This window comes from Streptomyces sp. NPDC088745 (assembly GCF_044751045.1).
Lineage (GTDB): Bacteria > Actinomycetota > Actinomycetes > Streptomycetales > Streptomycetaceae > Streptomyces > Streptomyces cremeus.
Window position 1 is genome coordinate 998,952 of the sequence record NZ_JBIVLB010000001.1, and the last position, 21,564, is coordinate 1,020,515.

Below are 21,564 nucleotides of genomic sequence, written 5' to 3' on the forward strand. Positions count from 1 at the left end.
GCCCGGGGGGAGTGCGTCCAGCGGGCCCGGCACGCCCCGCGCGTCCGGTCCTCCCGGCATGCCCGGCGTCCCCGGTCCGTCCCGGGAGAGCGGCCGCACGACGCGCCGGTTCGTACGGGCGCTGCCCGCGCTGATGATCGTCGGCGGGATCTTCTTCGACGCGCTGACGCCATCCGACTTCACCGCCTCGCCGCTGTTCGCCGCCGCGCCGCTGGTGGCGGCCCCCTTCTTCTCGCCGGCCAACACCGGGCTCACGGCCCTCGCCTCCGTGCTGGCCGTGATGGGGCTGCGGATCTGCGACGACGCCCTGACGTCCGTGGTGAGCGCGACGGAGCTGGTCACGGTGCTCACCGTGTCCGTGCTGGCGATCCTGATCAACCGGGTCGTGCGGCGCAGCGGGCGGCAGCTCGCCTCGGTGCGGGTCATCGCGGAGGCCGCGCAGCGGGCCGTGGTGCCGGTCCCGCCGGCCCGCATCGGCGGTCTGGAGATCGCCGCGCGGTACGAGGCGGCCGAGGCGGACGCGTTCATCGGCGGCGACCTCTTCGCCGTGCAGGACACGCCGTACGGGGTGCGGCTCGTGGTGGGCGACGTACGGGGCAAGGGACTTGAGGCCGTCGAGGCGGTGGCGGTGGTGGTCGGCGCGTTCCGGGAGGCGGCCGAGACGGAGAGCTGCCTGGAGGGCGTCGCGCGGCGCCTGGAACGGGCCCTGGAGCGCGAGGGCGCCCGGCGCGAGGGGCTGGACGCGCTGGAGGGCTTCACCACGGCGGTGCTCGCCGAGATCCCGCGCGCGGAGGGCGTCGTACGCCTGGTGAACCGGGGGCATCCCGAGCCGCTGCTGCTGTACGCGGACGGGGAACTGGACGAGCTGGAGCCGGACGAGTTCGCGCTGCCGCTGGGCATGGGGGAGCTGGGGGACTGGCCGGACCGGGCCAAGGAGTTCGCGTACCCGGCGGGTTCGATGCTCGTGTTCTACACCGACGGCCTGTCCGAGGCGCGGGACGGGGCGGGCCGGTTCTACGACCCGGCGGTGCGGCTGCGGCATTCGCTCTTCCCCGGGCCCGATGCCGTACTGGACGCGCTGACCAGTGACGTACGGGTGCACACCGGCGGCAAGCAGACGGACGACATGGCGCTGCTCGCGGTGGGGCGGCCGGGCGTGGGGCAGCCGGCGCGGCGGCGGACGGTGGAGATCATCAAACGTCCGTGAGGGGGGCACGAGGTGTCGGGCGGGCGGCAGAGGTGATCAGGGCGTTCTGGGGCCGCCGGGGCGGCCGGGACGCTGAGATGGCGTCAGTTCGCTGGTAGATAAGCGGAAATGTCCTGGCCAAAGGTGACTGCGGAGCGTTAAGGATCAAGAGGGACGGCTTGGAATTCCGGTCACATGTCTATTAACGTTCGATAACGCAGCACGGTCGTCCCAGCCGTCGTCAGAGACGGCGCCGTGCGCGTGCGCCGAATTCCGTGAGGAAACCGGGGAACCACCACTTGGGGTGAATCGGGCCCGACCCGGCCCGTAGGAGACCTTCCTGCTCCGAACCCGTCAGCTAACCCGGTAGGCGAGAAGGAAGGAAAGGAGCGCGCCTCCGTGGCGTCCAACAGGCCTGCCCCCGCAGCCCCCGCTTTCTCGGCCCCCGCTTTGTCCTACACGGCTTACGGAGTCCCCGGCGACGAGTACGGGACGGGGACCGGGGCCACCGCCGTTCTCGCTCCGCACGCTCCCGAAGCCGTCGCAGCCGCCGGAGTTCCGCAGGCCGCGCAGGTCACCCAGCCGATGCAGGCCGTGCGGGCCGCAGAGGCCGTGCAGGTCCCGCAGTCTCCGCAGGGCCCGCTGATCCCGCAGCAGCAGGGGCGCGACGGCTTCGACGGCTTCGCCGCGTTCGGGACCCCGGAATCCGCCTCCGCCCCGGACGCCCCCTTCGCCCCGGACGCCCCACCGGCCTCCGCCGACGAGTGGAACCCCACCGCCGACTCCGCCGCCCCGCTGCGCGGCAAGCACCGGGTCGCCAAGCAGCGCGGCTCCCTCGCCCGCAGCTCCACGGTCCTCGGCGTCGGCGTGATCGCCGCCGTCGGCGCGGGCGGCATCGCCACCGCGCAGGACAAGCCCGCCGTGTCGATATCCCTGCCGGACCAGCTCGCCGAGTCCCTGGACTCGCTCGCCGACTCGCTGCCGGACGCCACGTCGCTGCCGGGCGTGGGCGCCCTGCTCTCCGACTCCGCCGAAGAGGCTCCCGCGGAGGCGGGCGTGACCGTCGCCGCCGCGCCGGCCGCCGCCGCGACCCCCGCCTCGGCCGGGCAGCAGCCCGCCGGCGCCGGGGAGAGCCTGCGCGCCCGCATCCTCCAGCAGGCCGAGCAGCAGCGCACGGTGGCCGACGAGGCCGTCCGGCAGGAGGCCCGCGACAAGGCCGTGCAGGACGCCGCGGCCGAGGCGAAGAAGGCGCAGCAGCAGGCCGACGCCACGGCGCGGCAGGCCGAGAAGGAGAAGGCGGAGAAGGAAGCCCGCGAGAAGGCCGCCGCCGAGGCGGAGGCGAAGGCCGAGGCGGAGGCCGCGCGCCTCGCCAGGCTGGCCGCGAGCTACTCGCTGCCCACCTCCTCGTACACCCTCACCTCGACCTACGGCCAGTCCGGTTCGATGTGGTCCTCCGGACAGCACACCGGGCTCGACTTCGCCGCCCCGACCGGCACCCCGGTCAAGGCCGTGCACGGCGGCACCGTCACGTCGGCCGGCTGGTCCGGTTCGTACGGCTACCGCGTCGTGCTGGAGCTGAAGGACGGCACCGAGATCTGGTACTGCCACCTCTCGCAGATGAACGTCGCGGCGGGCACCGGCGTCGCCACCGGCCAGACCATCGGCAACGTGGGCGCCACCGGCAACGTCACCGGACCGCACCTGCACCTCGAAGTCCACACCCCCGGCGGCGCCGGCGTCGACCCGGCGGCCTGGCTGCGCGGCAAGGGCCTCACCGTCTGATCCCTGACCCGTACACGGAATAGGCCCGGCGGGCCCGGTGGTTGTCGTACGGCATGACTTCCTCCCCTCTCCGCCCGCTGGGCGGCTCCGGTCTCGACGTCTTCCCGCTCGCCCTCGGCGGCAACGTCTTCGGCTGGACCGCCGACCGCGACCAGTCCTTCGCCGTCCTCGACGCGTACGTCGCGGGCGGGGGCAACTTCGTGGACAGCGCCGACTCCTACTCGGCCTGGGCGCCGGGCAACGAGGGCGGCGAGTCCGAGCGCGTCCTCGGCGAGTGGCTGGCCGCCCGGGGCAACCGGGACGAGGTCGTGATCGCCACCAAGGTCGGCGCGCACCCCTCCTACAAGGGCCTGTCCGCCACCACCGTCAAGGCCGCCGCCGAGGCGTCGTTGCGCCGCCTGGGCACCGAGTACATCGACCTCTACTACACGCACTTCGACGACCCGGCCGTGCCGGTCGAGGAGATCGTCACCGCTCTCGACCGGCTCGTACGGGACGGCAAGGTGCGCGCGGTGGGCGCCTCCAACATCGCGCCCGACCGGCTGCGCGAGTCGCTGGACTTCGCCGAGCGCGAGGGCCTGGCGAGGTACAGCGCGCTCCAGCCGCAGTACAACCTGGTCTCCCGCGACACCTACGAGGGCGAGCTCCAGGAGGTCGCCTCGCACGCGGGCCTGGCGGCCGTCCCGTACTACGCGCTGGCGGCCGGCTTCCTCACCGGCAAGTACCGCGTCGGCGGCGAGGCCGTGGACAGCCGGCGTGCCGAGGGCGCGGCCCAGCACCTCCGGACCGAGCGCGGCCGCAAGGTGCTGGCCGCCCTCGACGAGGTGGCGCGGACGCACGACGCCGAGATCGCGTCCGTCGCCCTGGCCTGGCTGGCCTCCCGCCCGACCGTCGTGGCCCCCATCGCCAGCGCCCGCACGGTCGAGCAGCTCCCGGCCCTGCTGGCGGTGGCGGACCTCACCCTCACCGACGCCGACCTGTCGAAGCTGACCGTCGCCTCGGCCTGACCGGCCCGGCCGGCCCGCTCAGTAGGTCTTGTACGGGTTGTACGCGGCCGCGTAGGCCGGGTGGTACGGCGGCGGGAGCAGCCGTATTCGGCCGGTGATCTGCGCCGCGTACACCAGTGCCGGGCCCGCGAGGCGCTTGCGCTCCCACAGGCGGTGCAGCAGCTCCCGCTCGCGGGCCTGGAACCGGGCGGCCAGCTCCGGGGTGGCCGCCCCGCGCCGGGCCCGGTAGCGCAGGAAGGCCAGCGCGGTCGCCGCCTCCTCGTACTCGGCGACCACCTTCGCCGCACCCGGCCCGTGCACCCGGGCGGCCTGCCCCTGGGCGACGGACCGGGCCCGCATCGAGGACAGGGCGAACGGCTCGGCCGGGTCCAGCCAGCCGGCGGCGACGTACGCGGGCAGTTCGGAGCTCAGCAGCCGCAGCTCGCGCTGCCGCGTCCAGATCGACAGCCAGGTCAGGAAGGCGAAGACCGGCACCATGACCAGCCCGTACACCCCGTAGAAGGCCAGCGGGCCGAACGACGCCGAGCCGTTCCACAGCGCGTGCATGCCCATGGCCAGCAGCAGGCCCGTCAGCGGCAGCAGGAAGCGGCGGACGCGCACCCAGGCGCGCCCCCGCACCCGGCGGGTCGGGGTGAGCGCCACCAGCCCGAAGCCGATGCCGGTGAGCACGGTGAACAGGGGGTGCGCGAACGGGGACATGATGACCCGCACGAAGAACGTCCCGGCCGTCACCGACCCCAGCCCCGAGAAGCCGAACTCCTGGTCCTCGCCGAAGGCGTTGCCCAGGTAGAGGATGTTCTCGGTGAAGGCGAAGCCGGTCGCGGTGAAGCCCGCGAAGACCACGCCGTCCACGATGCCGGTGAAGTGCCGCCTGCGGAACAGGAAGATCAACAGGATCGCGGCCGCCTTCGCGCTCTCCTCGATGACCGGGGCCACCAGGGTCGCGCCCAGCGTGTCCGCGTTGTCGGGGTCGGCGGTGGCCACGGCTATCCAGCGCACGGCGAAGCTGTTGGCGGTGATGGCGACCAGGGCCGCGGCGCAGGAGCCCCAGGTGAACGCGAAGACCAGGTTCCGCCAGGGGCCCGGCTCGACCCGGTCCAGCCAGCGGAACGCGAGCAGCAGCAGCGGCACGGGGAAGACGGCGAGGCCCAGGCCCACCAGGAAGCCCCGGGTGCCGGTCTGTTCCCGTACGAGAGCGAGCAGGACCAGGCCGGAGAGGGCCAGCAGGACGATCAGCGCGGTGGCGCGGACCGCCCGGTTCCGCCAGAAGGCGCGGTGCCGCAGGCCCCGCAGGAGGCCGGGCTTGCGGGCATCGCCCGGGGCAGGTCCGGCCGCCGCGGGCGCCGGCTCGGGGGCCGGGGCCGCGGGCGGGGCGGGCGATGCGTACGTCTCGTACATCCGACGACCCTAACGACTGCCACTGACACTCGCGATCGTGTTCGGACAGTCGCTGTGGAGAAACGGTGCGTCAACTCGCGTGCGGGATGCGGCGGAACATCAGGTCGTGGACCTTGTGGCCCTTGTCCAGGCCCTGGCCCTCGAAGCGGGTGAGCGGCCGGAAGCCGGGCCGGGGGGTGTAGCCGCCGTCCGCCTGGGTGTTCTCGAAGTCCGGGTGGGCGCTGAGGACTTCGAGCATCTGCTCGGCGTAGTCCTCCCAGTCGGTCGCGCAGTGCAGCACGGCGCCGGGGGCGAGCCGGGTCGCGGCCAGGGAGAGGAACTCCGGCTGGATCAGACGCCGCTTGTGGTGGCGGGCCTTGGGCCACGGGTCGGGGAAGTAGACGCGCAGGCCCGCCAGGGAGTCGGGGGCGAGCATCTCGCGGAGCAGGATGATCGCGTCGCCGTTGGCGACCCGGACGTTGGAGAGGTCGTTGCGCTCGGCGAGACCGAGCAGATTGCCCTGGCCGGGGGTGTGCACGTCGACGGCGAGGATGCCGGTCCCGGGGTCGTCGGCGGCCATCTGCGCGGTCGCCTCGCCCATGCCGAAGCCGATCTCCAGGACGACCGGGAGCCCGCCGAACATCGCGTCCAGGTCGAGGACGCGCTGCCCGTCGATGTCGATGCCCCGGGTCGGCCACCACTTCTTCAGGGCCTCGCCCTGGCCGGTGGTGACCCGGCTGCGGCGGGGCTGGAAGCTGCGGATGCGGCGCTCGAAGTGCGACCCGGCGGGGTCGGGGGAGGGACCCGTCCCCTCGGGGAACATGCGGAGCGCCCGCGGACGCATCCGCTCGGCCCGCTCGTGCGCGGCGGCGCGGTCGGCGGCGGCGGCCTGGGAGGGGCCGGGGGCGCCGGCCTGCGGCTCGGCGGCCTGCGGCTCGGGGGACTGGGGCATCGTGGGGTTCTCGCTGTTCTCGGACACAGTGCTTCCGATTCTACGGAGCCGGGCACGACGGGGACGCCCAGTCAGGGGCGCGGAGGGGCCCCATCCCGCCCCGGCCCCGGCTTGCGGCACACCGTCCCGCGTCCCGCGTCCAGCCGTCCAGCCGTCCAGCCGTCCTACCGTCCCACCCGCTCCCCCGCCAGCACCCCCAGCACCCGCCTCGCCACCTCCCGCCCGATCGGCAGCGAAGCCGTCGCCGCCGGGGAGGGCGCGTTCAGCACGTGCACCGTGCGCGGCGCCTCCCGGATCAGGAAGTCGTCCGCCAGCGTCCCGTCCCGCAGGACGGCCTGTGCCCGCACCCCCGCCGGGGCGGGCGTCAGGTCCGCCTCCGTGACCGCGGGGAGCAGCCGGCGCACCGCCGCCGTGAAGGCCCGCTTCGACAGCGACCGGTGCAGTTCCCCCGCCCCGTACCTCCAGTGCTGCCGGGCTATCCGCCAGGAACCCGGCCAGGCCAGCGTCCCGGCCAGCTCCCGGGGGCGCACCACGCCCCAGCCGTACCCCTCCCGGGCCAGCGCCGGCACCGCGTTCGGCCCGACGTGCACTCCGCCGTCGACCCCCCGCGTCAGATGGACGCCGAGGAAGGGGAAGGCCGGGTCCGGCACCGGATAGACCAGCCCGCGCACCAGCTCCGGGCGGGCCAGGTCGAAGTACTCGCCCCGGAACGGCACGATCCGCATGCCGGGGGAGTCCCCCGCCAGCCGCGCCACCCGGTCGCAGTGCAGCCCCGCGCAGTTGACCAGGGCCTTCGCCCGTACGACCGTGCCGTCGGCGCAGCGCACCGCGACTCCGGACGCGCGGCGCGCGATGACCCGCACCTCCGCCCCGTACCGCACCTCGGCCCCCGACGAGCGGGCCAGCTCCTCGGTCACCCGGCCGTAGTCGCACACGCCCGTCGAGCCGACGTGGATAGCGGCGAGTCCGCGGACCTCGGGCTCGTACTCCTCGATCTGGGCGGGGCCCAGCTCGCGCACCGGGATGCCGTTGAGCCGTCCCCGCTGGACCAGCGCGTGCAGCCGGGGGAGCTCGTCCCGTTCCGTGGCGACGATCAGCTTGCCCGTCACCTCGTGCGGAATGCCGTGCTCCGAGCAGAACTTGATCATCTCGGCGGCTCCGCGCACCGCGTACCGCGCCTTGAGCGAGCCGGGGCGGTAGTAGATCCCGCTGTGGATCACCCCGCTGTTGCGTCCCGTCTGGTGGCGCGCCGGGCCCGCTTCCTTCTCCAGCACCACGACCCGCGTGCCGGGCGCCGCCCGCGTGACGGCATGCGCGGACGCCATGCCGACGATGCCCCCGCCGATCACCAGCACGTCGCAGTCATGACTCATCGCTGCCACCTCCCACCCCGCATAGTGCACTGGCCCACTGACAATGCCGTCAAACCCCGTGGACAGGAGTTATGGCCAACGCCACTCGGGACCGGGTCCGGCTCCGGGCCGGGCGGCCGGGCTCTAGGCGGGCGCCACCAGCAGCGGCCGCGCCCGCTCCCGCAGCTCCGCCACCCGCGGCTCGTCGCCGTACGGCTCCAGGCGGTGCAGCAGGTCCCGTACGTACTCCGTGGTGCGCGCCGACGAGATCCGCCCCGCCACCTCCACCGCCCGCGTGCCCGCCGCGCAGGCCGCGTCCAGGTTGCCCGACTCCAGTTCGGCGACCGCGCTCACCACGAGCCGCAGCCCGTGCGAGCGCACGAACTCCTCCGTCGGCCGCGACAGCGCCTGCTCGGTGAACCGGCGCACCTGGCGCGGCAGCTTGAGGTCGCGGTAGCACTCGGCGGCGTCGGCGGCCAGCCGGTCGTACGAGTAGAAGCCCAGCCAGGAGGGATCGGCGTCGCCGTCCCGGGAGCGCTCCAGCCAGCCCTCGGCCGCCTTGATCGCGGCTCCGGCCGCCACCGGGTCGCCCGCCTTCGCGTGCGCGCGCGCCTCCACCAGGCGGAAGAAGCTCATGGTGCGGGCGGTGGCCAGGCCCCGGTTCCGCTCCACGGCGGCCTGCGCGAGGTCGACGCCCTCGTCGGCGAAGCCCCGGTAGGTGGCCTGGAGGGACATCGACGCCAGTACGTAGCCGCCCAGGGGCACGTCGGCGGCCGCGCGGGCGAGGCGCAGGGCCTGGATGTAGTACCGCTGGGCGGCCTCCTGCTGGCCGGTGTCGAAGGCCATCCAGCCGGCCAGACGGGTCAGCTCGGCGGTCGCCCCGAACAGCGAGCGGCCCACGTCGTCGCTGTACGAACCGAGCAGCAGGGGGGCCGCGTCCACCCGCAGGCACTCGGGGACCATCGACGAGCGCCAGTCCCCGCCCCCGTACTTGGAGTCCCAGCGCCGCGCGTCCTCGGCGGCCTCGCGCAGCTTGGCCACGTCGCTGTGGCCGACCCGTAACGGCGTGGCGCCGGAGGAGCCGGCGGCGGCCGTGGAGTCCCGCGCCACCGACGAGTCCGCCGGGGTTATCAGCCAGCGCGAGGCGGGCGTCGCGTACGCGCTCACCGCGAAGGAGCCCGCCAGGGACTGCCAGATCCCGCCGCCGCCGGCCCGGCGTCCGGCCAGGTCCAGCCGGTACAGCTCGGTGGCGTGCCGCACCGCGATCCCCACGTCGCGCGGGAAGGCGAGCCCGACCTCGGGGGCCGGATCGGCGTCCGCCAGGCCGATTTCGTGCAGCGGTACGGGACGGCCCAGCTTGGCCCCTATGGCGGCGGCGATGAGGTGCGGGGCGGCCCCTTGCGGAACCATCCCCTTCGACACCCACCGCGCGACCGACGTCTTGTCGTACCGCAGTGTCATCCCGCGTTGCGCCCCGAGGTCGTTGACCCGGCGCGCCAGCCCGGCGTTGCTGATTCCCGCGAGGGCGAGAACCGTGCCGAGCTTGTCGTTCGGCCCGCGTTGCTCCCTGGACATTGCGCCACCCCTCACGCAGACGGCCGCCGCGGGCCCGGCATAGGCACGCGGCATTCGTAAACCCAGCGTAGTTCGCCGCATCCCACGCGTTAAGGGCACCTGTCCCGTATGGCGAGATTGTTGCCCGGACGGTCGGTTTCGGGGCGGGCGGAGAGGAACGTTCCGTCCGATTCGTGCTCCCTGTGTGTGGCCGTGCGCCCGGCCGTGCGCTCTTCTCGGCCTTTCCGGGCGGGGCTTCCATGGAGGTGCGTGGGTCGGCCCGCTGCACTGGACCCAGTGGGCTGGGGGACGCCGCCACCTTCATCCCCGCGGGTGGCGGACCGGTCCGGGAGGCGAACAGCGCCTCCCGGACTGCACGCGCGCGCCCGCAAGTTGGCCGGATGTGGACGCTGCGTCCTGTCCGGTGAGCGGTTCCGGGCGGCCGGTCGCGCCCCCGCGGCGGAGCCGCACACCGGCGCCGCCGCGCGCTCCCGACGGCATGCCCGCCGGGCGGCCGCCCCCCGCCGGCGCCTCCGCCGTCCCCGGGCCCGTGCCGCCCGGCCGCGGACGCCCACCCCCTTTGCCCGTCAACTCCCCCTTTGCCCCCGCACATTGGACCTTGCCACCGCCCCCCGCGTCCGCGCCCCCACCCCCCAGTCGTGGCAGCATGGTCCCCACGCGCGCGAGCGCACGGCACGGTGCACGCACCGGGGCGCCCGGGCGGGGGAGCGGCACGAGTGCACCCCCTCCCACCAGTTCACCCCCGCAAGCCCCGCCGTGCACCGCGAGCAAAGTTGTCCACAGCCTGTGGAGGCGGCGATGCGTTGGTTGGTGGGATGGAGCAGCGTCGCCGCGAGCTTCGGCACGGTCGGAGCCGTCGGCGCGCCCGGCACCGAGCACGAGGGCGACACCGTCCAGCCCGTCGGCGCCCAGCTCCTGTGGGGCGACCCCGACCCCCTGTGGGCCGTCGGCGACTGGCGCCCCGACGAGGTCCGCACCGTCTCCATCGACGACTTCACCCGCCTCGCCGTCCTCGGCTGCTGCGGCGCGTCCGACGAAGAACTCCGCGTCGGCCTCTTCGCGGCGCGCGGCGGCGCACTGAGGCACCTCACCGCCTGGCCCGGCTCCTACACGGCCGTCGTCCAGTCCGGCAGGCGCGTCACCGTCACCGGGGACCTGGCCGGCGCCCGGCCGGTCTTCTACACGCCCTGGGCCAACGGCACCGCGTACGCCACCGCCGCGCTCCCCCTCGCCGACCTCATCGAGGCCCAGCTCGACATCGGCCACCTCGCCGCGCTGCTGGCCTGCCCCGACGTCCCCGAAGCCCTGCGCGACGGCACCCCTTACACCGGCGTGAAGCGCATACCGCCCGGTCACGCGCTCGTCCTGCGCGAGGGCTCACGCGAGATCACCGGTTACGAACCCGTCGCCTCCCTCGCCGTCGCGGCCCCCCAGCTCGACCCGGAGCGCGCCGTCGACGGTGTCCGGGACGCCCTCGTCGAAGCGGTACGGGCCCGCCTCACCGCCCCCCGCCACGCCCCCGAGACGCCTCTGCCGGACCCCGGTCCGGTCCCCGGCATGGGCCCCGCCGAGCGCCGCGCCCGACGCAGGGGGGTGCCCGTGCCCGGCATCGGCTCCGACCTCTCCGGCGGCAGCGCGTCCGCCACCCTCGCCCTGCTCGCCGCGGGCCTCCCGGGCCTGCCCGGCACGGTCCTCGGCCACGGCGCCGGCGCGGGCGAACGCCTCCTCGCCGTCACCTTCAACGACCTGGCCGCCTCCGCCCGGGCCCGCGAGAGCGACCTCACCCCGGAGCTGGAGCGCGCCGGCGCGATCGCCGCCAACCCCCGCCTGCACCACGTCGTGGTCGCCGGCGGCGAGGAAGCGCTCCCGTACGCCGACCTGGAGACCGGCCCCCTCACCGACGAGCCCGGCCCCTCCCTCGTCAGCGCCGAACGCGCCCGCCTGCGCCTCCAGTCGGGCAGCGCCGACCACTTCGTCGGCAACGGCGCCCGCCAGGTCCTGGACGCGCACCCGGCCCGCCTCGCCGACCTGCTCATCGACCGCAGACGCCGCCACATCCTGCGCCCGGCCACCGCCCTGGCCAAGGCGGAAGGAGCGTCCCCCACCTCCCTCCTGGTCCCCCTCACGGTCTACCGCGCGGCCCGTCGCCTCGCCCGTACGCCGTACCGCGCGGGCATCGAGGAGGCCGCCGTCCGCCTGACCCGCCGCGAGCTCACGGACAGCACCCCCACGGGCGCCCTCGACGCCTCCCTCGACGCCCTGACCTGGTCGCGCCCGGGACCCGCGGCCCGCTGGCTCACCGGCGAGGCCCTGGCCGAAGTATCGATCCGCCTCCAGGAGTCGGCCCTGCGCCCGGCCTCCTCCCAACGCCCCGGCGAGGCCCGCGCCCGGGCGTCCCTCGCCCGCCACGCCCACGACCACCGCGTCTTCGAACAAGCCGCGGAAGTCCGCAGCCAGCGCCTCCACGCCCCCTTCCTGGACAACCAGGTCGTACGGGCCTGCCGCGCACTCCCCGAAACCCTGCGGGTCCAGCCCGGCGCCCGCGCGGCGATCCTGCGCGCGGTCCTCTCGGGGGCGGGCATCCACGATCTCCCGGCGGGCTGGGGCGCGGCCACCGCCCACACCACGGCCACCGCCACCGCCCAGGCGGGCATCCGCGCCGCCCTCACCTCGCTCCTCACCCTCTTCGAGGCGCCCCTCCTCGCGGACGCGGGCCTGATCGAGGCCCGGGTGGTCCGCAAGGCCCTGCGCGCGGCGGCCGAGGGCGAACCCGTCCCCCTCGACGGCCTCGCCGACCTGACCTCCACCGAGCTGTGGCTCCGCCGGCTGATCTCCCGCCGCGGCACCTGCTGGACGGGCTCCGCCGCGCCCCGTCAACGCGCCGTCGCGGCGGGCGTCCCGCACCGCCGCAGCCTCTGACGTCCCCGGGGAGATCGGCCACGAAGGACGTCCCCGGGGAAATCGGCCACGAAGCCCCCGCACGGAAAGCGCGGGCCCGCGCTCAAGCAGGAAGCACCGACTCGGCCCCCCTCACCGGCACCCGATCCTCGACCCCGCCCAGTCCGCGAACGCCGCGTCGGCGATGCCCCCGCCCACCGACTCCGTCACCAACCGCAAGGTCTTGCGCCCGCCGATGCCCACCTTCACCGGCACCGCCGCGTCGCCGCCCCGCAGCACCGGCGAACGCCACAGCCGCACCCCGTCCCCGTACACGGAGAACCGGACGGCCCCGCTCCCCATCGTCATGTCGTCGACTCCGACCCTCGCGTAGTACGTCGAACACGAGCGGTTCAGGTCGATGACCACCGAGGACGTCGCGGGCACCGAGATCCCGGCCCCCTGCGGCGCGCCCCCGATCGACATCCCCGACCGCTGCCACACCGGGCTGCTCTCCCCGATCCGCACCTCGGGCTCGGTGTGGTCCCCCATCGGCGAGTACGCCAACTCCGCGACGGGATACCCACGCGGCGGCTTCGGCACGGGAGCGGGCGGCGGAGGGGGAGGCGGCGTCGGCCGCGGCCTCGGCGGCCGGGGCGCGGGCTTCACCGGCGGCTTCGGCGGCACCGGCTTCACCCGGACCGGCACGGACCCCGGCTCGGCCCGCGGCGGCGGAGGCTGGGACGGCTTCGGAGAAGCAGAAGGAGAAGGAGAGGGAGAAGGAGACGGAGAGGGCGGAGGCGGCGCCGGGGCCGACGGAGCCGGCTCCACCGCCGGCGGCTTCGCATCCACCTTCGGCGGAAGCGACGCCTCGTCCCCGGCGAACGCGAACACCAGCCCCGCCGCCACCGCCACGGCCACCGCCGCGCCGATCCCCGCCTTCACCGGAGCCCCCAGCCCCTCCGCCGCGACCCCGCCCGCCCCACCGGCAGCGGCGCCCCCGGCGCCGGCCCCGGCGGCCCCCGCCCCGGCGGCGGCCCCCGCCCCGCCCGCCACGATCCCCGCGGCCTTCACCGAATACCCCGCGGCCACCCACCCGATGACCGCCACCGGCAGCAGCGCCGGAATCCCCGCGTTCACGTCACGCAACTCACCCGCGGCCAGCCGGCACTTCGCGCACTCCTCCAGGTGCTTGCGCAGCCCCCGCTCGGCCCGCATCCGCAGCCCGCCCCGCGCATAGGCGCCCAGCCGGTCCGCGTACTGCGCACAGTCCCCGCCGGCCGTCAGCGCCGTACTCACGTGCGCCTGCAAGTACGCCTGCTTCAGGCCCTCCCGCGCCCGCGACGCCAGTACGGCCGTCGCGTTCGCCGTGAGCCCGAACAGCGGAGCCACCTCACTCGGCGACTCCTCCTCGACCGTGGTGTGCCACAGCACCGCCTGCCACCGCTCGGGCAGCGACCGGAAGGCCTGCATGGCGAGCGTCTGCTCCGCCTCGTGCATCGCGCGCACGTCCGCGCCCAGGTCCAGCGTGTCGTCGTCCCGCGCCTCCGCGACCCGCGCCGCCTGGTCGGCGAACACCGCGAAGTCCTCGACGAGCTGCTCGCGCCGCGCCGTCCTCGTCCACGCCGCCGCGACCCGCCGCACCGTCGTCATCAGATACGCGCGTACGGCGTGCTCCGGGCCGGCGCCGCCCCGTACCGCCTGCAGGGTCCTGGCGAAGACCTCGGCGGTCAGGTCGTCGGCGGTGTGCGCGTCCCGGCAGCACGTGCGCGCGTAGCGCCGCACCGCGTCCGAGTGCCGCCGGAAGAGCTCTTCGTACGCGCCGTTGTCCCCGGCCCGCATCCGGTCGACCAGGTCGGCGTCGGAGGGACCGGGTTCGCCGCGCGGGATCCCGCCGCCGCGCTGCTGCGGCACGCTCGTGGGGTCGGGGCCGCGCTCGGCCGCCGGCGCGGGGGTCGCTCCCAGCGGTCCGCCCTGACTGGGCACCTGCCGCGCGGGCACCCCGGCACCGGCCCCGGCGGCCGCAGGGCCACCGTCGTCCGCGGGGCCACCGTCGGCGGCAGAGACGCCGTCAACGGAAGGGAGCCCTCCGGCCGGGGAAACCCCGTCACCCGAGAAGAGCCCGTCGGCCGGAAACGCACTACGGGCCTCGGCCGTGCTCTCGTCGGCGCCGGCGTCCTCGCCGTCCCCGGGGAACCCGTCCCGCTCCTCAACACCCATGGCGGAAGCCCCCGTAAACACCCATCGACCGCAACACCGGCCAAGAGTCCCACAGGGCGACGCGCCGAAAGCCGCTCAAGCCCGCCAACCACCCGTCCGGGGAGTTTTCCCGAAACAGAGCGCTAGTCCTCACCCTTTCGGGGAGAAGCCGGCGGGCCCGCGGTACGCCACACCCCCATCGCGGAGGGCTGTTTCGCGCCGTTGTTCACGTCAGGAGGCCGGCCGTGACCGCAGACCCTCCAGCAGGATGTCCAGCAGCCGCGACGACGCCGCCGCCTGCTGCGCCGGGTCCGGCAGCGAAGGAGCCGCCGTGGCGATCACCAGCAGCACGTCCGCCACGGTCACGTCGCCCCGCAGCTCACCCGCCGCCCGCGCCCGGTCCACCAGCCGGCCCACGACCTCCAGGAGCGTCGCCGCCCCCGCGCCGTCCGGACCGTCCTGGACGGACCCGCCCGGCGACCCGCCCAGCGGACCGCCCGTCGAACCGTCCTGCTCGACCAGCCGCAGGTCCGGAGCTTCCCCGGGCTGCCGCTGCTGCGGCACCCGGCCGGGCCCGCGCGCGGCGCCGTCGCGCGGGCCCTCGCCGTCGGCGTCGTGCGCCCCGACCCGCAGCACCTGCGGCGGCAGCAGCCTGCCCGCCCCCGACGCCACCGACGTGCGCAGGAACCGCGACAGCGCCGACCAGGGCTCGTCCTCCTGCCCCAGTGCCGTGCGCGCCTGCTCGGTCAGCCGGGAGGTCTCCTCCTCGGCTATCCGCCGCACCAGTACGTCCTTGCTCGGGAAGCGCCGGTAGACCGTGCCCACCCCGACCCGGGCCCGGCGCGCGACGTCCTCCATCGGCGCCCCGTAACCGAGCTCCCCGAACACCTCGCGGGCGGCCCGCAGCACGTGTTCGAGATTGCGCTGTGCGTCCACGCGGAGCGGCGCCGACCGGGGCGCCACGGACGAACCGCCCGCACCCACCCGCCCGTTGCCGTCCGCTCCACCGGCCGTCGGCGCGGCCGACGAAGCGGCCGAACCTGCCGATGACACGGCAGCCTGCCAATGTGAATCCTGAATGTGCATCAGCGTTCCCCCGGTAATGATGTCTCCCCCCGGAGACACTCCCCGCCCTGACTGCCGGAGTTCACGGGTCACACGTGCATCCATCCCGCCACCCCGACGAGATACGAACATAGTTGAGCGCGGGGCGATTCAGAAGGGGGTTGTTCCGCACGGTGCACCCCCCGAACGTCGCGGTTGCCCGGCTCTGCCCGGCCCCGGGCCTCCCGAAATTCCCCCTGGCACCCTCTGACCAGCGCATACCTCAGGCTTATCCATCCCCGACAGCAACTCGGGAACGGTGAAAGGTGGCTGGCGTCCCGTCAGGCAATACGACCGGCCCTGTGGACAAAGGCCCGCGCCCGTTGCCTCATGGGACGGTGACAAATCCAGTGCGCATTCTCGTGGTAGGCGGCGGATACGTCGGCATGTACACCGCGCTGCACCTCCAGCGGAAGCTGAAACGACAGCTTCCCCGGGGGACCGGGCAGGGCGGCGCGGAGATCACCGTGGTGACGCCGGACCCCTACATGACGTACCAGCCCTTCCTGCCGGAAGCCGCCGCCGGATCCATCTCGCCGCGCCACGTCGTCGTCCCGCTGCGCCGCGTGCTGCCGCACTGCCGCATCCTCGTCGGCGAGGTGAACGCGATCGACCACGCCCGGCGCACGGCCACCGTCACCACCCTCGCCACCGCCGAGGAGGGCACCGGACCCCGGCGGATGACGTACGACGAACTGGTGCTCGCCCCCGGTTCCGTCTCCCGCACCCTCCCCGTCCCCGGCCTCGCCGACCACGGCATCGGCTTCAAGACCGTCGAGGAGGCCATCGGGCTGCGCAACCACGTCATCGAACAGATGGACATCGCCTCCTCCACCCGCGACCCCGCCGTCCGCGACGCCGCCCTCACCTTCGTCTTCGTCGGCGGCGGCTACGCGGGCGTCGAAGCCCTCGGCGAGCTGGAGGACATGGCCCGCTACGCCTCCCGCTACTACCACAACATCAAGCCCGCCGACCTGAAGTGGATCCTGGTCGAGGCCAGCGACCGGATCCTCCCCGAGGTCGGCGAGAAGATGGGCAAGTACGCCGTGCGGGAGCTGCGCGGCCGGGGCGTCGACATCCGCCTGAACACCCGGCTGACCTCCGTCGACAACCGCGTCGCCGCCCTCGACGACGGCGCCCGCTTCCCCACCCGCACCCTGGTGTGGACCGCCGGCGTCAAACCCCACCCCGTCCTCGCCGCCAGCAGCCTCCCGCGCGACGAGAGGGGCCGCCTGCGCTGCACCGCCCAGCTCGCCGTCGAGGGCGCGCCGCACGCGTGGGCCGCCGGAGACGCGGCCGCCGTCCCCGACCTGACCTCGCCCGGGAAGGGCGAGGACTGCGCGCCCAACGCCCAGCACGCCGTCCGCCAGGCCAAGGTCCTCGCCGAGAACCTCGTGGCCTCCCTGGAGCAGCGCCCCCTCAGCGACTACCGCCACAAGCACGTCGGCTCGGTCGCCTCCCTGGGACTGCACAAGGGGGTGGCGTTCGTCTACGGCCGCCGCCTCAAGGGCCTCCCCGCCTGGGCCATGCACCGCGCCTACCACCTCAGCCGGGTCCCCACCTTCAACCGCAAGGCCCGGGTGCTCGCCGAATGGACCCTCTCCGGCCTCTTCAAACGTGAGATCGTCTCGCTCGGCTCGCTGGAACACCCGCGCGCGGAATTCGAACTCGCGGCGGGCGGCGAACCTCCCGGGCTCCGCTGACGTCCTCTCGATTACCGGCTGTCAGTGCGGTCCGTCACACTGGACGTGTGACGATAGGTTGACCCGCGCCTGCACACAGTGATCACGCACGCCGCCCCGTGCGCGCTCACCGACCGCACGGCCGCCGCACCAGGCGGTCGTACGGGAGTGGCCCGCGCGGACCGGCCACCGCGCACTTCCGCACCTGCCCCACCGAAGCACCGCAGCACCCCGGGCGAGCCCCGGGACCCAGCCGACCTGCACCACCTCTCCGATCATGAGGCAAGTAGTTCAGTGAACTTCACCCGCTGGAGCGCCCGGTTCCCCGGAACGCAGCGCCGCGCGGCAGCCCGGTCCGACCGCGGGTCCGTGCCGGCCGCCCGCGGCGAGGCCGGGCAGCCCGACGAGACCCCGGCCGACGGGACCGCACCGGCCGCCGACGAACCGCGCCCGCCCACCCTCGACGACCTCTCCCTGCGCGAGGTCCTCGGCCACCTCCCGGCCCTGGTCGCCCTGGTCCACGGCCCCGAACACCGTGTCGCGTACGTCAACGACGCCTACGCCGCCGTGTTCGGCGACCGCGCCCCCGGCGTGCCCGCCGCCACCGGGCTGCCCGAACTGGAGGAGCTGGGCCTGCTGCCGCTGATGGACCAGGTCCTGCGCAGCGGCACGCCCCGTACGGTCAAGTCCCGTCGTACGGCCAAGGGCGGCTCGTACACGATCACCTGCACGCCCCTGGACTTCCCCGACGGCGGCGGCGTCCTGGTCTTCGCCGCCGACGTCACCGACCACGCCGACGCCGCCGAAAGGCTGCGCGCCGCCGAACGCCGCCAGCGCGAAACGGCCGTCACCCTCCAGCGCTCGCTGCTCCCGCAGGAGCTGGAACAGCCGGACGACCTGCGCATCGCCGCCACCTACCAGCCCGGCGGCAAGGACGCGGCCGTCGGCGGCGACTGGTACGACGTGATCACCCTCGGCGCCGGCCGCACGGCCCTGGTCATCGGCGACGTGATGGGCCGCGGCGTGCGCGCGGCGGCCGTGATGGGCCAGCTCCGCACCGCCGTGCGCGCCTACGCGCGCCTCGACCTCCCGCCGCACGAGGTCCTGCAACTCCTGGACGGCCTCGCCGCCGAGATCGACGCCAGCCAGATCGCCACCTGCGTGTACGCCGTCCACGACCCCAACGAGGGCCGCCTCGTCTACGCCTCCGCCGGCCATCTCCCCATCCTCGTCCGCGAGGAGGACGGCACGGTCCACCGCGCCGAGGACCACACGGGCCCGCCGCTCGGCACGGGCGGCTGGATGCACACGTCCGGCACGATCGCCCTGCCGCCCGGCTCCACCGCCGTCCTCTACACGGACGGCCTGGTCGAGCGCCGTCGGGAGGACATCGACGAGGGCGTCGCCGCCCTCGAACGCGCCCTCTCCGGCGCGACCGGCACCCCGCAGGTCGTCTGCGACCGCCTGATGCGCGCCCTCGGGATCACCACCGACCACGACGACGACGTCGCCGTCCTGGTCGTCCAGCACCCCGCCCGCAAGGGCCACGACGCCGAGCTGTTCCACAACGCCGCCCTGGAACTCCTCGGCGGCATCGAGGCGGCCCCCCGCGCCCGCGCCTTCGCCACCGGAGTCCTCTCCTCCTGGCGCTTCCCGGTCGAACTGTCCGACCTGGGCGTCCTGGCCACCAGCGAACTCGTCGCGAACTCGCTCCAGCACGGCACCCCGCCCATGCGTCTGCGCCTGCGCCGTACGGACCGCCGCCTGATCATCGAGGTCACCGACGGCGACGACCACCTCCCCCGCCGCCGCCGGGCCGAGCCCGCGGACGAAGCAGGACGAGGCATCTCGATCGTCGCGACGATCGCCTCGTCCTGGGGTTCGCGCCGCACACCGGGCGGCGGGAAAGCGGTCTGGTGCGAGTTCGCCCTGCCCGATTCCTGAGCGGTTACGCGGCAGTCTTCACGGCGCTCTCGCCCTCGGCCGGCACGTTCTTGGCGACCACGATGGACGCCACCGGAACCGGCAGGTCCTGCGCGGGCGTGAGCCGCTTGCCCATCCGCAGCGCCAGCACGCTGATGCCGAGCGAGAACAGGATGAAGGTCACGATGTACGGCATGTGGAGCGAGGCCCCCATGGGCCCGCCCACGGCCGGCCCGACCGCCAGCGCGAGCTGCTTCACCAGCGCGAAGGCCGAGTTGTACGTCCCCACCATGGATTCCGGCGCCAGGTCGGCCACCAGCGGCGCGACGGTCGGCGACAGCATCGCCTCACCGAGCCCGAAGAGCGCGTACGTCGAGATGAACGCGGCGGTGGCCATCGTCTGGCTGCCGTGCCCGAGGCCCGCGTACCCGGCCGCGATCCACGCCACGGTCCAGATCAGCCCGACCAGCGCGATCATCCGCGAGCGCTTCCGGCGCTCGACGAACTTCAGCACCAGGAACTGCGCCACCACGATCATCGCCGTGTTGGCGGCGAGCGCGATGCCGAGCGTCGACGGGTCGATTCCGGCGGCCTCGGTGCCGTACGCGGCGAGCCCGGACTCGAACTGTCCGTAGCACGCGAAGAAGATGACGAACCCGAGCCCGCAGAGCTGCATCATCGCCTTGTGCCGGGCCATCGTCCTGATCCCGGCGAAGAAGCCCCGCCCGGCGGCAGCGCCCTCGACGAGGGGAATGTGCGGCATCCGCACGGTCATCGCGATCCCGGCGAGCACCAGGAACATCACCGCTTCGATCCCGAACAGCAGCGTGAAGGTGGTCGGGTCGTTCTTGTCGACGATCTGACCGCCGATGAGCCCGCCGATGCCCAGGCCGAGGTTGGCCAGGAAGAACTGCATGGCGAAGGCACGCGTCCGGGTCTCCGGCAGCGAGCACCGCACGATCATCGTCGCGAGCGCCGGCTGCATGACCGCCGTCCCCACGCCGAGCACGGCCGCCGACGCCACGGTCGTCACCAGGCTCGCCGCACTGCCGAGCGCGACCGCGCCCACGGCCGCCGACAGCGCGGCCCCGATGAGTACGGGCACGGGCCCGCGCCGGTCGATCAGCGCCCCCACGAAGGGGAGCGCCACCAGAGCCGCCATGGCGAAGGCGCCAAGAACGATGCCCGCCGACGTCGGTCCAAGATCCCGCACCTGAGCCACGTACACGTACAGATACGGAACCGTGAATCCGAGCCCGAACGCACTCAGCGCGTTGCCTGCCTGAATCCGCCGCATCGCCGAGCCCATCGCCTTGGTCATACTCACCTCAACCCTGAAGACCTGAAGTCCGAAGACTTCAACAGTAAAGTTCGAAGCTCAACAGTACACAGAGAAGGACTTCAATGCCAACGCGCCCCGTGCCATACTTCGCGGATGCCAGACACGCCAGAGACGCCCGGCCCTCATGAGCCGAGCCTCGACGAGCAGATCGCCGCATACCAACGCGAATTCCGCGACCTCGACCCCCAGGTGGAGAAGGTCGTCTCGGCCCTCGGCCGGCTGAACCGCCGGATGAACGTCGCGTACGGCCGCCAGGTCGCCGCGCTCGGCATCAGCAACGCGGAGTGGGAAGTCCTCAAGACCCTCGTGGTCTCCGGCGCCCCCTACCGCCTGGGCCCCGGCGAGCTCGCCAAGCGTCTGGGCCTGACCCCGGCCGCGATGACCCACCGCATCGACCGCATGGCAGGCGAGGGCCTGGTCACCCGCGACCGCGACGAGAACAACCGCGTCCGCGTCATCGTCGAGCTGACAGACGAGGGCCGTACGAAGTGGCTGGAGGCGATGCGGATGGCCTCCTCCTTCGAGGAGGACCTCCTCCAGGACCTCGCCGCGGAGGAACGGGCCGGCCTCGGCGAGATGCTGACCCGCCTCCTGCGCCGCGTCGAGGACGCCCAGCCGGACGCCGGCGGCCGCCTCACCGACCTGGACTGACACCTCTCATACGGAACGCTCCGCACACCGTTTCCGACGCCCGTTCGGGGGCAGGGTGGAGGGGTTGACACCCCCCACCGGGATCCGTAAGGTTCTCCGAGTTGCCGCAGCCGTAACGGTTCTGCGGCATCACCTCCCGCCGCGAAAGCGGCAACCAAACTCCTCACGATCTCCCGCCAGGGTCAATTTCGGCATGCCGAATTCTGACACTGGGAGCCGATTTCGGTTCACCGGGAAAATCCACTAGAGTTTGGGACGTCGAAACGGCCCAACAGCCGCAAGGACAACCTCCCGCTGACTGGGAATCAGGCCCGAAAGGATCTGATAGAGTCGGAGCCGCCGGAAAGGGAAATCGCGAAAGCGAAGAACCTGGAAAGCGTCGAGCGGAAACCGAGGAAATCGGCACTGGAAACAGTCTGATAGAGTCGGAGACGCAAGAACAACAGAAACACCGAACGACAACGTCCGGAGGAAAGCCCGCAGGGGTGAGTACGAAGGAAGCGTCCGTTCCTTGAGAACTCAACAGCGTGCCAAAAGTCAACGCCAAATATGTTG

General features: G+C 73.8%; 14 protein-coding genes and 1 riboswitch. Of the genes, 7 read left to right on the forward strand and 7 right to left on the reverse strand.

Features of this window, described 5'->3' with window-relative positions; all coding sequences use genetic code 11:
• Positions 1-58 precede the first annotated feature (58 nt).
• From ACIP93_RS04560 to ACIP93_RS04570, 3 genes are all read left to right on the forward strand, one after another.
• Positions 59-1,207, forward strand: a complete 1,149-nt coding sequence (locus tag ACIP93_RS04560) for a PP2C family protein-serine/threonine phosphatase (RefSeq protein WP_401755553.1) — start codon at positions 59-61, stop codon at positions 1,205-1,207.
• A gap of 233 nt (positions 1,208-1,440) precedes the next feature.
• Positions 1,441-1,574: riboswitch (cyclic di-AMP (ydaO/yuaA leader) on the forward strand.
• Positions 1,575-1,771: 197 nt separating this feature from the next.
• Positions 1,772-2,968 carry a M23 family metallopeptidase gene (locus ACIP93_RS04565; protein WP_401755673.1) on the forward strand — a complete coding sequence of 399 codons (1,197 nt, stop codon included), beginning with the start codon at positions 1,772-1,774 and terminating at the stop codon, positions 2,966-2,968.
• A gap of 53 nt (positions 2,969-3,021) precedes the next feature.
• On the forward strand, positions 3,022-3,975 hold the full coding sequence (locus ACIP93_RS04570) for an aldo/keto reductase (protein ID WP_345220545.1): 954 nt from the start codon (positions 3,022-3,024) through the stop codon (positions 3,973-3,975).
• An 18-nt stretch (positions 3,976-3,993) separates the two neighbouring features.
• On the opposite strand, the gene ACIP93_RS04575 is transcribed toward ACIP93_RS04570, so the two are convergent.
• The 4 genes from ACIP93_RS04575 to ACIP93_RS04590 all read right to left on the reverse strand — a co-directional run bounded on the left by ACIP93_RS04575 (position 3,994) and on the right by ACIP93_RS04590 (position 9,231).
• Positions 3,994-5,373, reverse strand: a complete 1,380-nt coding sequence (locus ACIP93_RS04575; RefSeq protein WP_401755556.1) for a PrsW family intramembrane metalloprotease — start codon at positions 5,371-5,373, stop codon at positions 3,994-3,996.
• A 70-nt stretch (positions 5,374-5,443) separates the two neighbouring features.
• Positions 5,444-6,304 (reverse strand): tRNA (guanosine(46)-N7)-methyltransferase TrmB, encoded by an 861-nt coding sequence (trmB, locus tag ACIP93_RS04580; protein WP_401755676.1) that lies wholly within the window; start codon positions 6,302-6,304, stop codon positions 5,444-5,446.
• Between the two features lie 164 nt (positions 6,305-6,468).
• Positions 6,469-7,677 (reverse strand): L-2-hydroxyglutarate oxidase, encoded by a 1,209-nt coding sequence (gene lhgO / locus ACIP93_RS04585; protein ID WP_345220541.1) that lies wholly within the window; start codon positions 7,675-7,677, stop codon positions 6,469-6,471.
• A 123-nt stretch (positions 7,678-7,800) separates the two neighbouring features.
• Complete coding sequence (locus ACIP93_RS04590) at positions 7,801-9,231, reverse strand: MFS transporter (RefSeq protein ID WP_345220539.1); 1,431 nt, start codon at positions 9,229-9,231, stop codon at positions 7,801-7,803.
• A gap of 798 nt (positions 9,232-10,029) precedes the next feature.
• Here ACIP93_RS04590 and ACIP93_RS04595 point away from each other — a divergent pair.
• Entirely contained in the window at positions 10,030-12,150 is a 2,121-nt protein-coding gene (locus ACIP93_RS04595) for an asparagine synthase-related protein (protein ID WP_401755560.1), read from the forward strand.
• 111 nt (positions 12,151-12,261) lie between these two features.
• On the opposite strand, the gene ACIP93_RS04600 is transcribed toward ACIP93_RS04595, so the two are convergent.
• Positions 12,262-14,094: a sigma-70 family RNA polymerase sigma factor gene (locus ACIP93_RS04600; protein ID WP_401755563.1), complete on the reverse strand. Its 1,833-nt coding sequence runs from the start codon at positions 14,092-14,094 to the stop codon at positions 12,262-12,264.
• Between the two features lie 444 nt (positions 14,095-14,538).
• Positions 14,539-15,393: a TetR/AcrR family transcriptional regulator gene (locus tag ACIP93_RS04605; RefSeq protein WP_401755566.1), complete on the reverse strand. Its 855-nt coding sequence runs from the start codon at positions 15,391-15,393 to the stop codon at positions 14,539-14,541.
• 356 nt (positions 15,394-15,749) lie between these two features.
• On the opposite strand from ACIP93_RS04605, the gene ACIP93_RS04610 reads away from it, so the two are divergent.
• Together ACIP93_RS04610 and ACIP93_RS04615 are read left to right on the forward strand one after the other, a co-directional pair.
• Positions 15,750-17,114: an NAD(P)/FAD-dependent oxidoreductase gene (locus ACIP93_RS04610; RefSeq protein ID WP_401755568.1), complete on the forward strand. Its 1,365-nt coding sequence runs from the start codon at positions 15,750-15,752 to the stop codon at positions 17,112-17,114.
• 273 nt (positions 17,115-17,387) lie between these two features.
• Positions 17,388-19,037, forward strand: a complete 1,650-nt coding sequence (locus ACIP93_RS04615; RefSeq protein ID WP_380836665.1) for a SpoIIE family protein phosphatase — start codon at positions 17,388-17,390, stop codon at positions 19,035-19,037.
• Positions 19,038-19,041: 4 nt separating this feature from the next.
• On the opposite strand, the gene ACIP93_RS04620 is transcribed toward ACIP93_RS04615, so the two are convergent.
• Positions 19,042-20,337 carry an MFS transporter gene (locus ACIP93_RS04620; RefSeq protein ID WP_345220527.1) on the reverse strand — a complete coding sequence of 432 codons (1,296 nt, stop codon included), beginning with the start codon at positions 20,335-20,337 and terminating at the stop codon, positions 19,042-19,044.
• Positions 20,338-20,451: 114 nt separating this feature from the next.
• Between ACIP93_RS04620 and ACIP93_RS04625 the strand changes: the two genes are divergently transcribed.
• A complete protein-coding gene (locus ACIP93_RS04625) occupies positions 20,452-21,009 on the forward strand; it encodes a MarR family transcriptional regulator (protein ID WP_345220525.1) in 558 nt (185 codons plus the stop codon).
• The last annotated feature ends 555 nt before the right edge of the window (positions 21,010-21,564 follow it).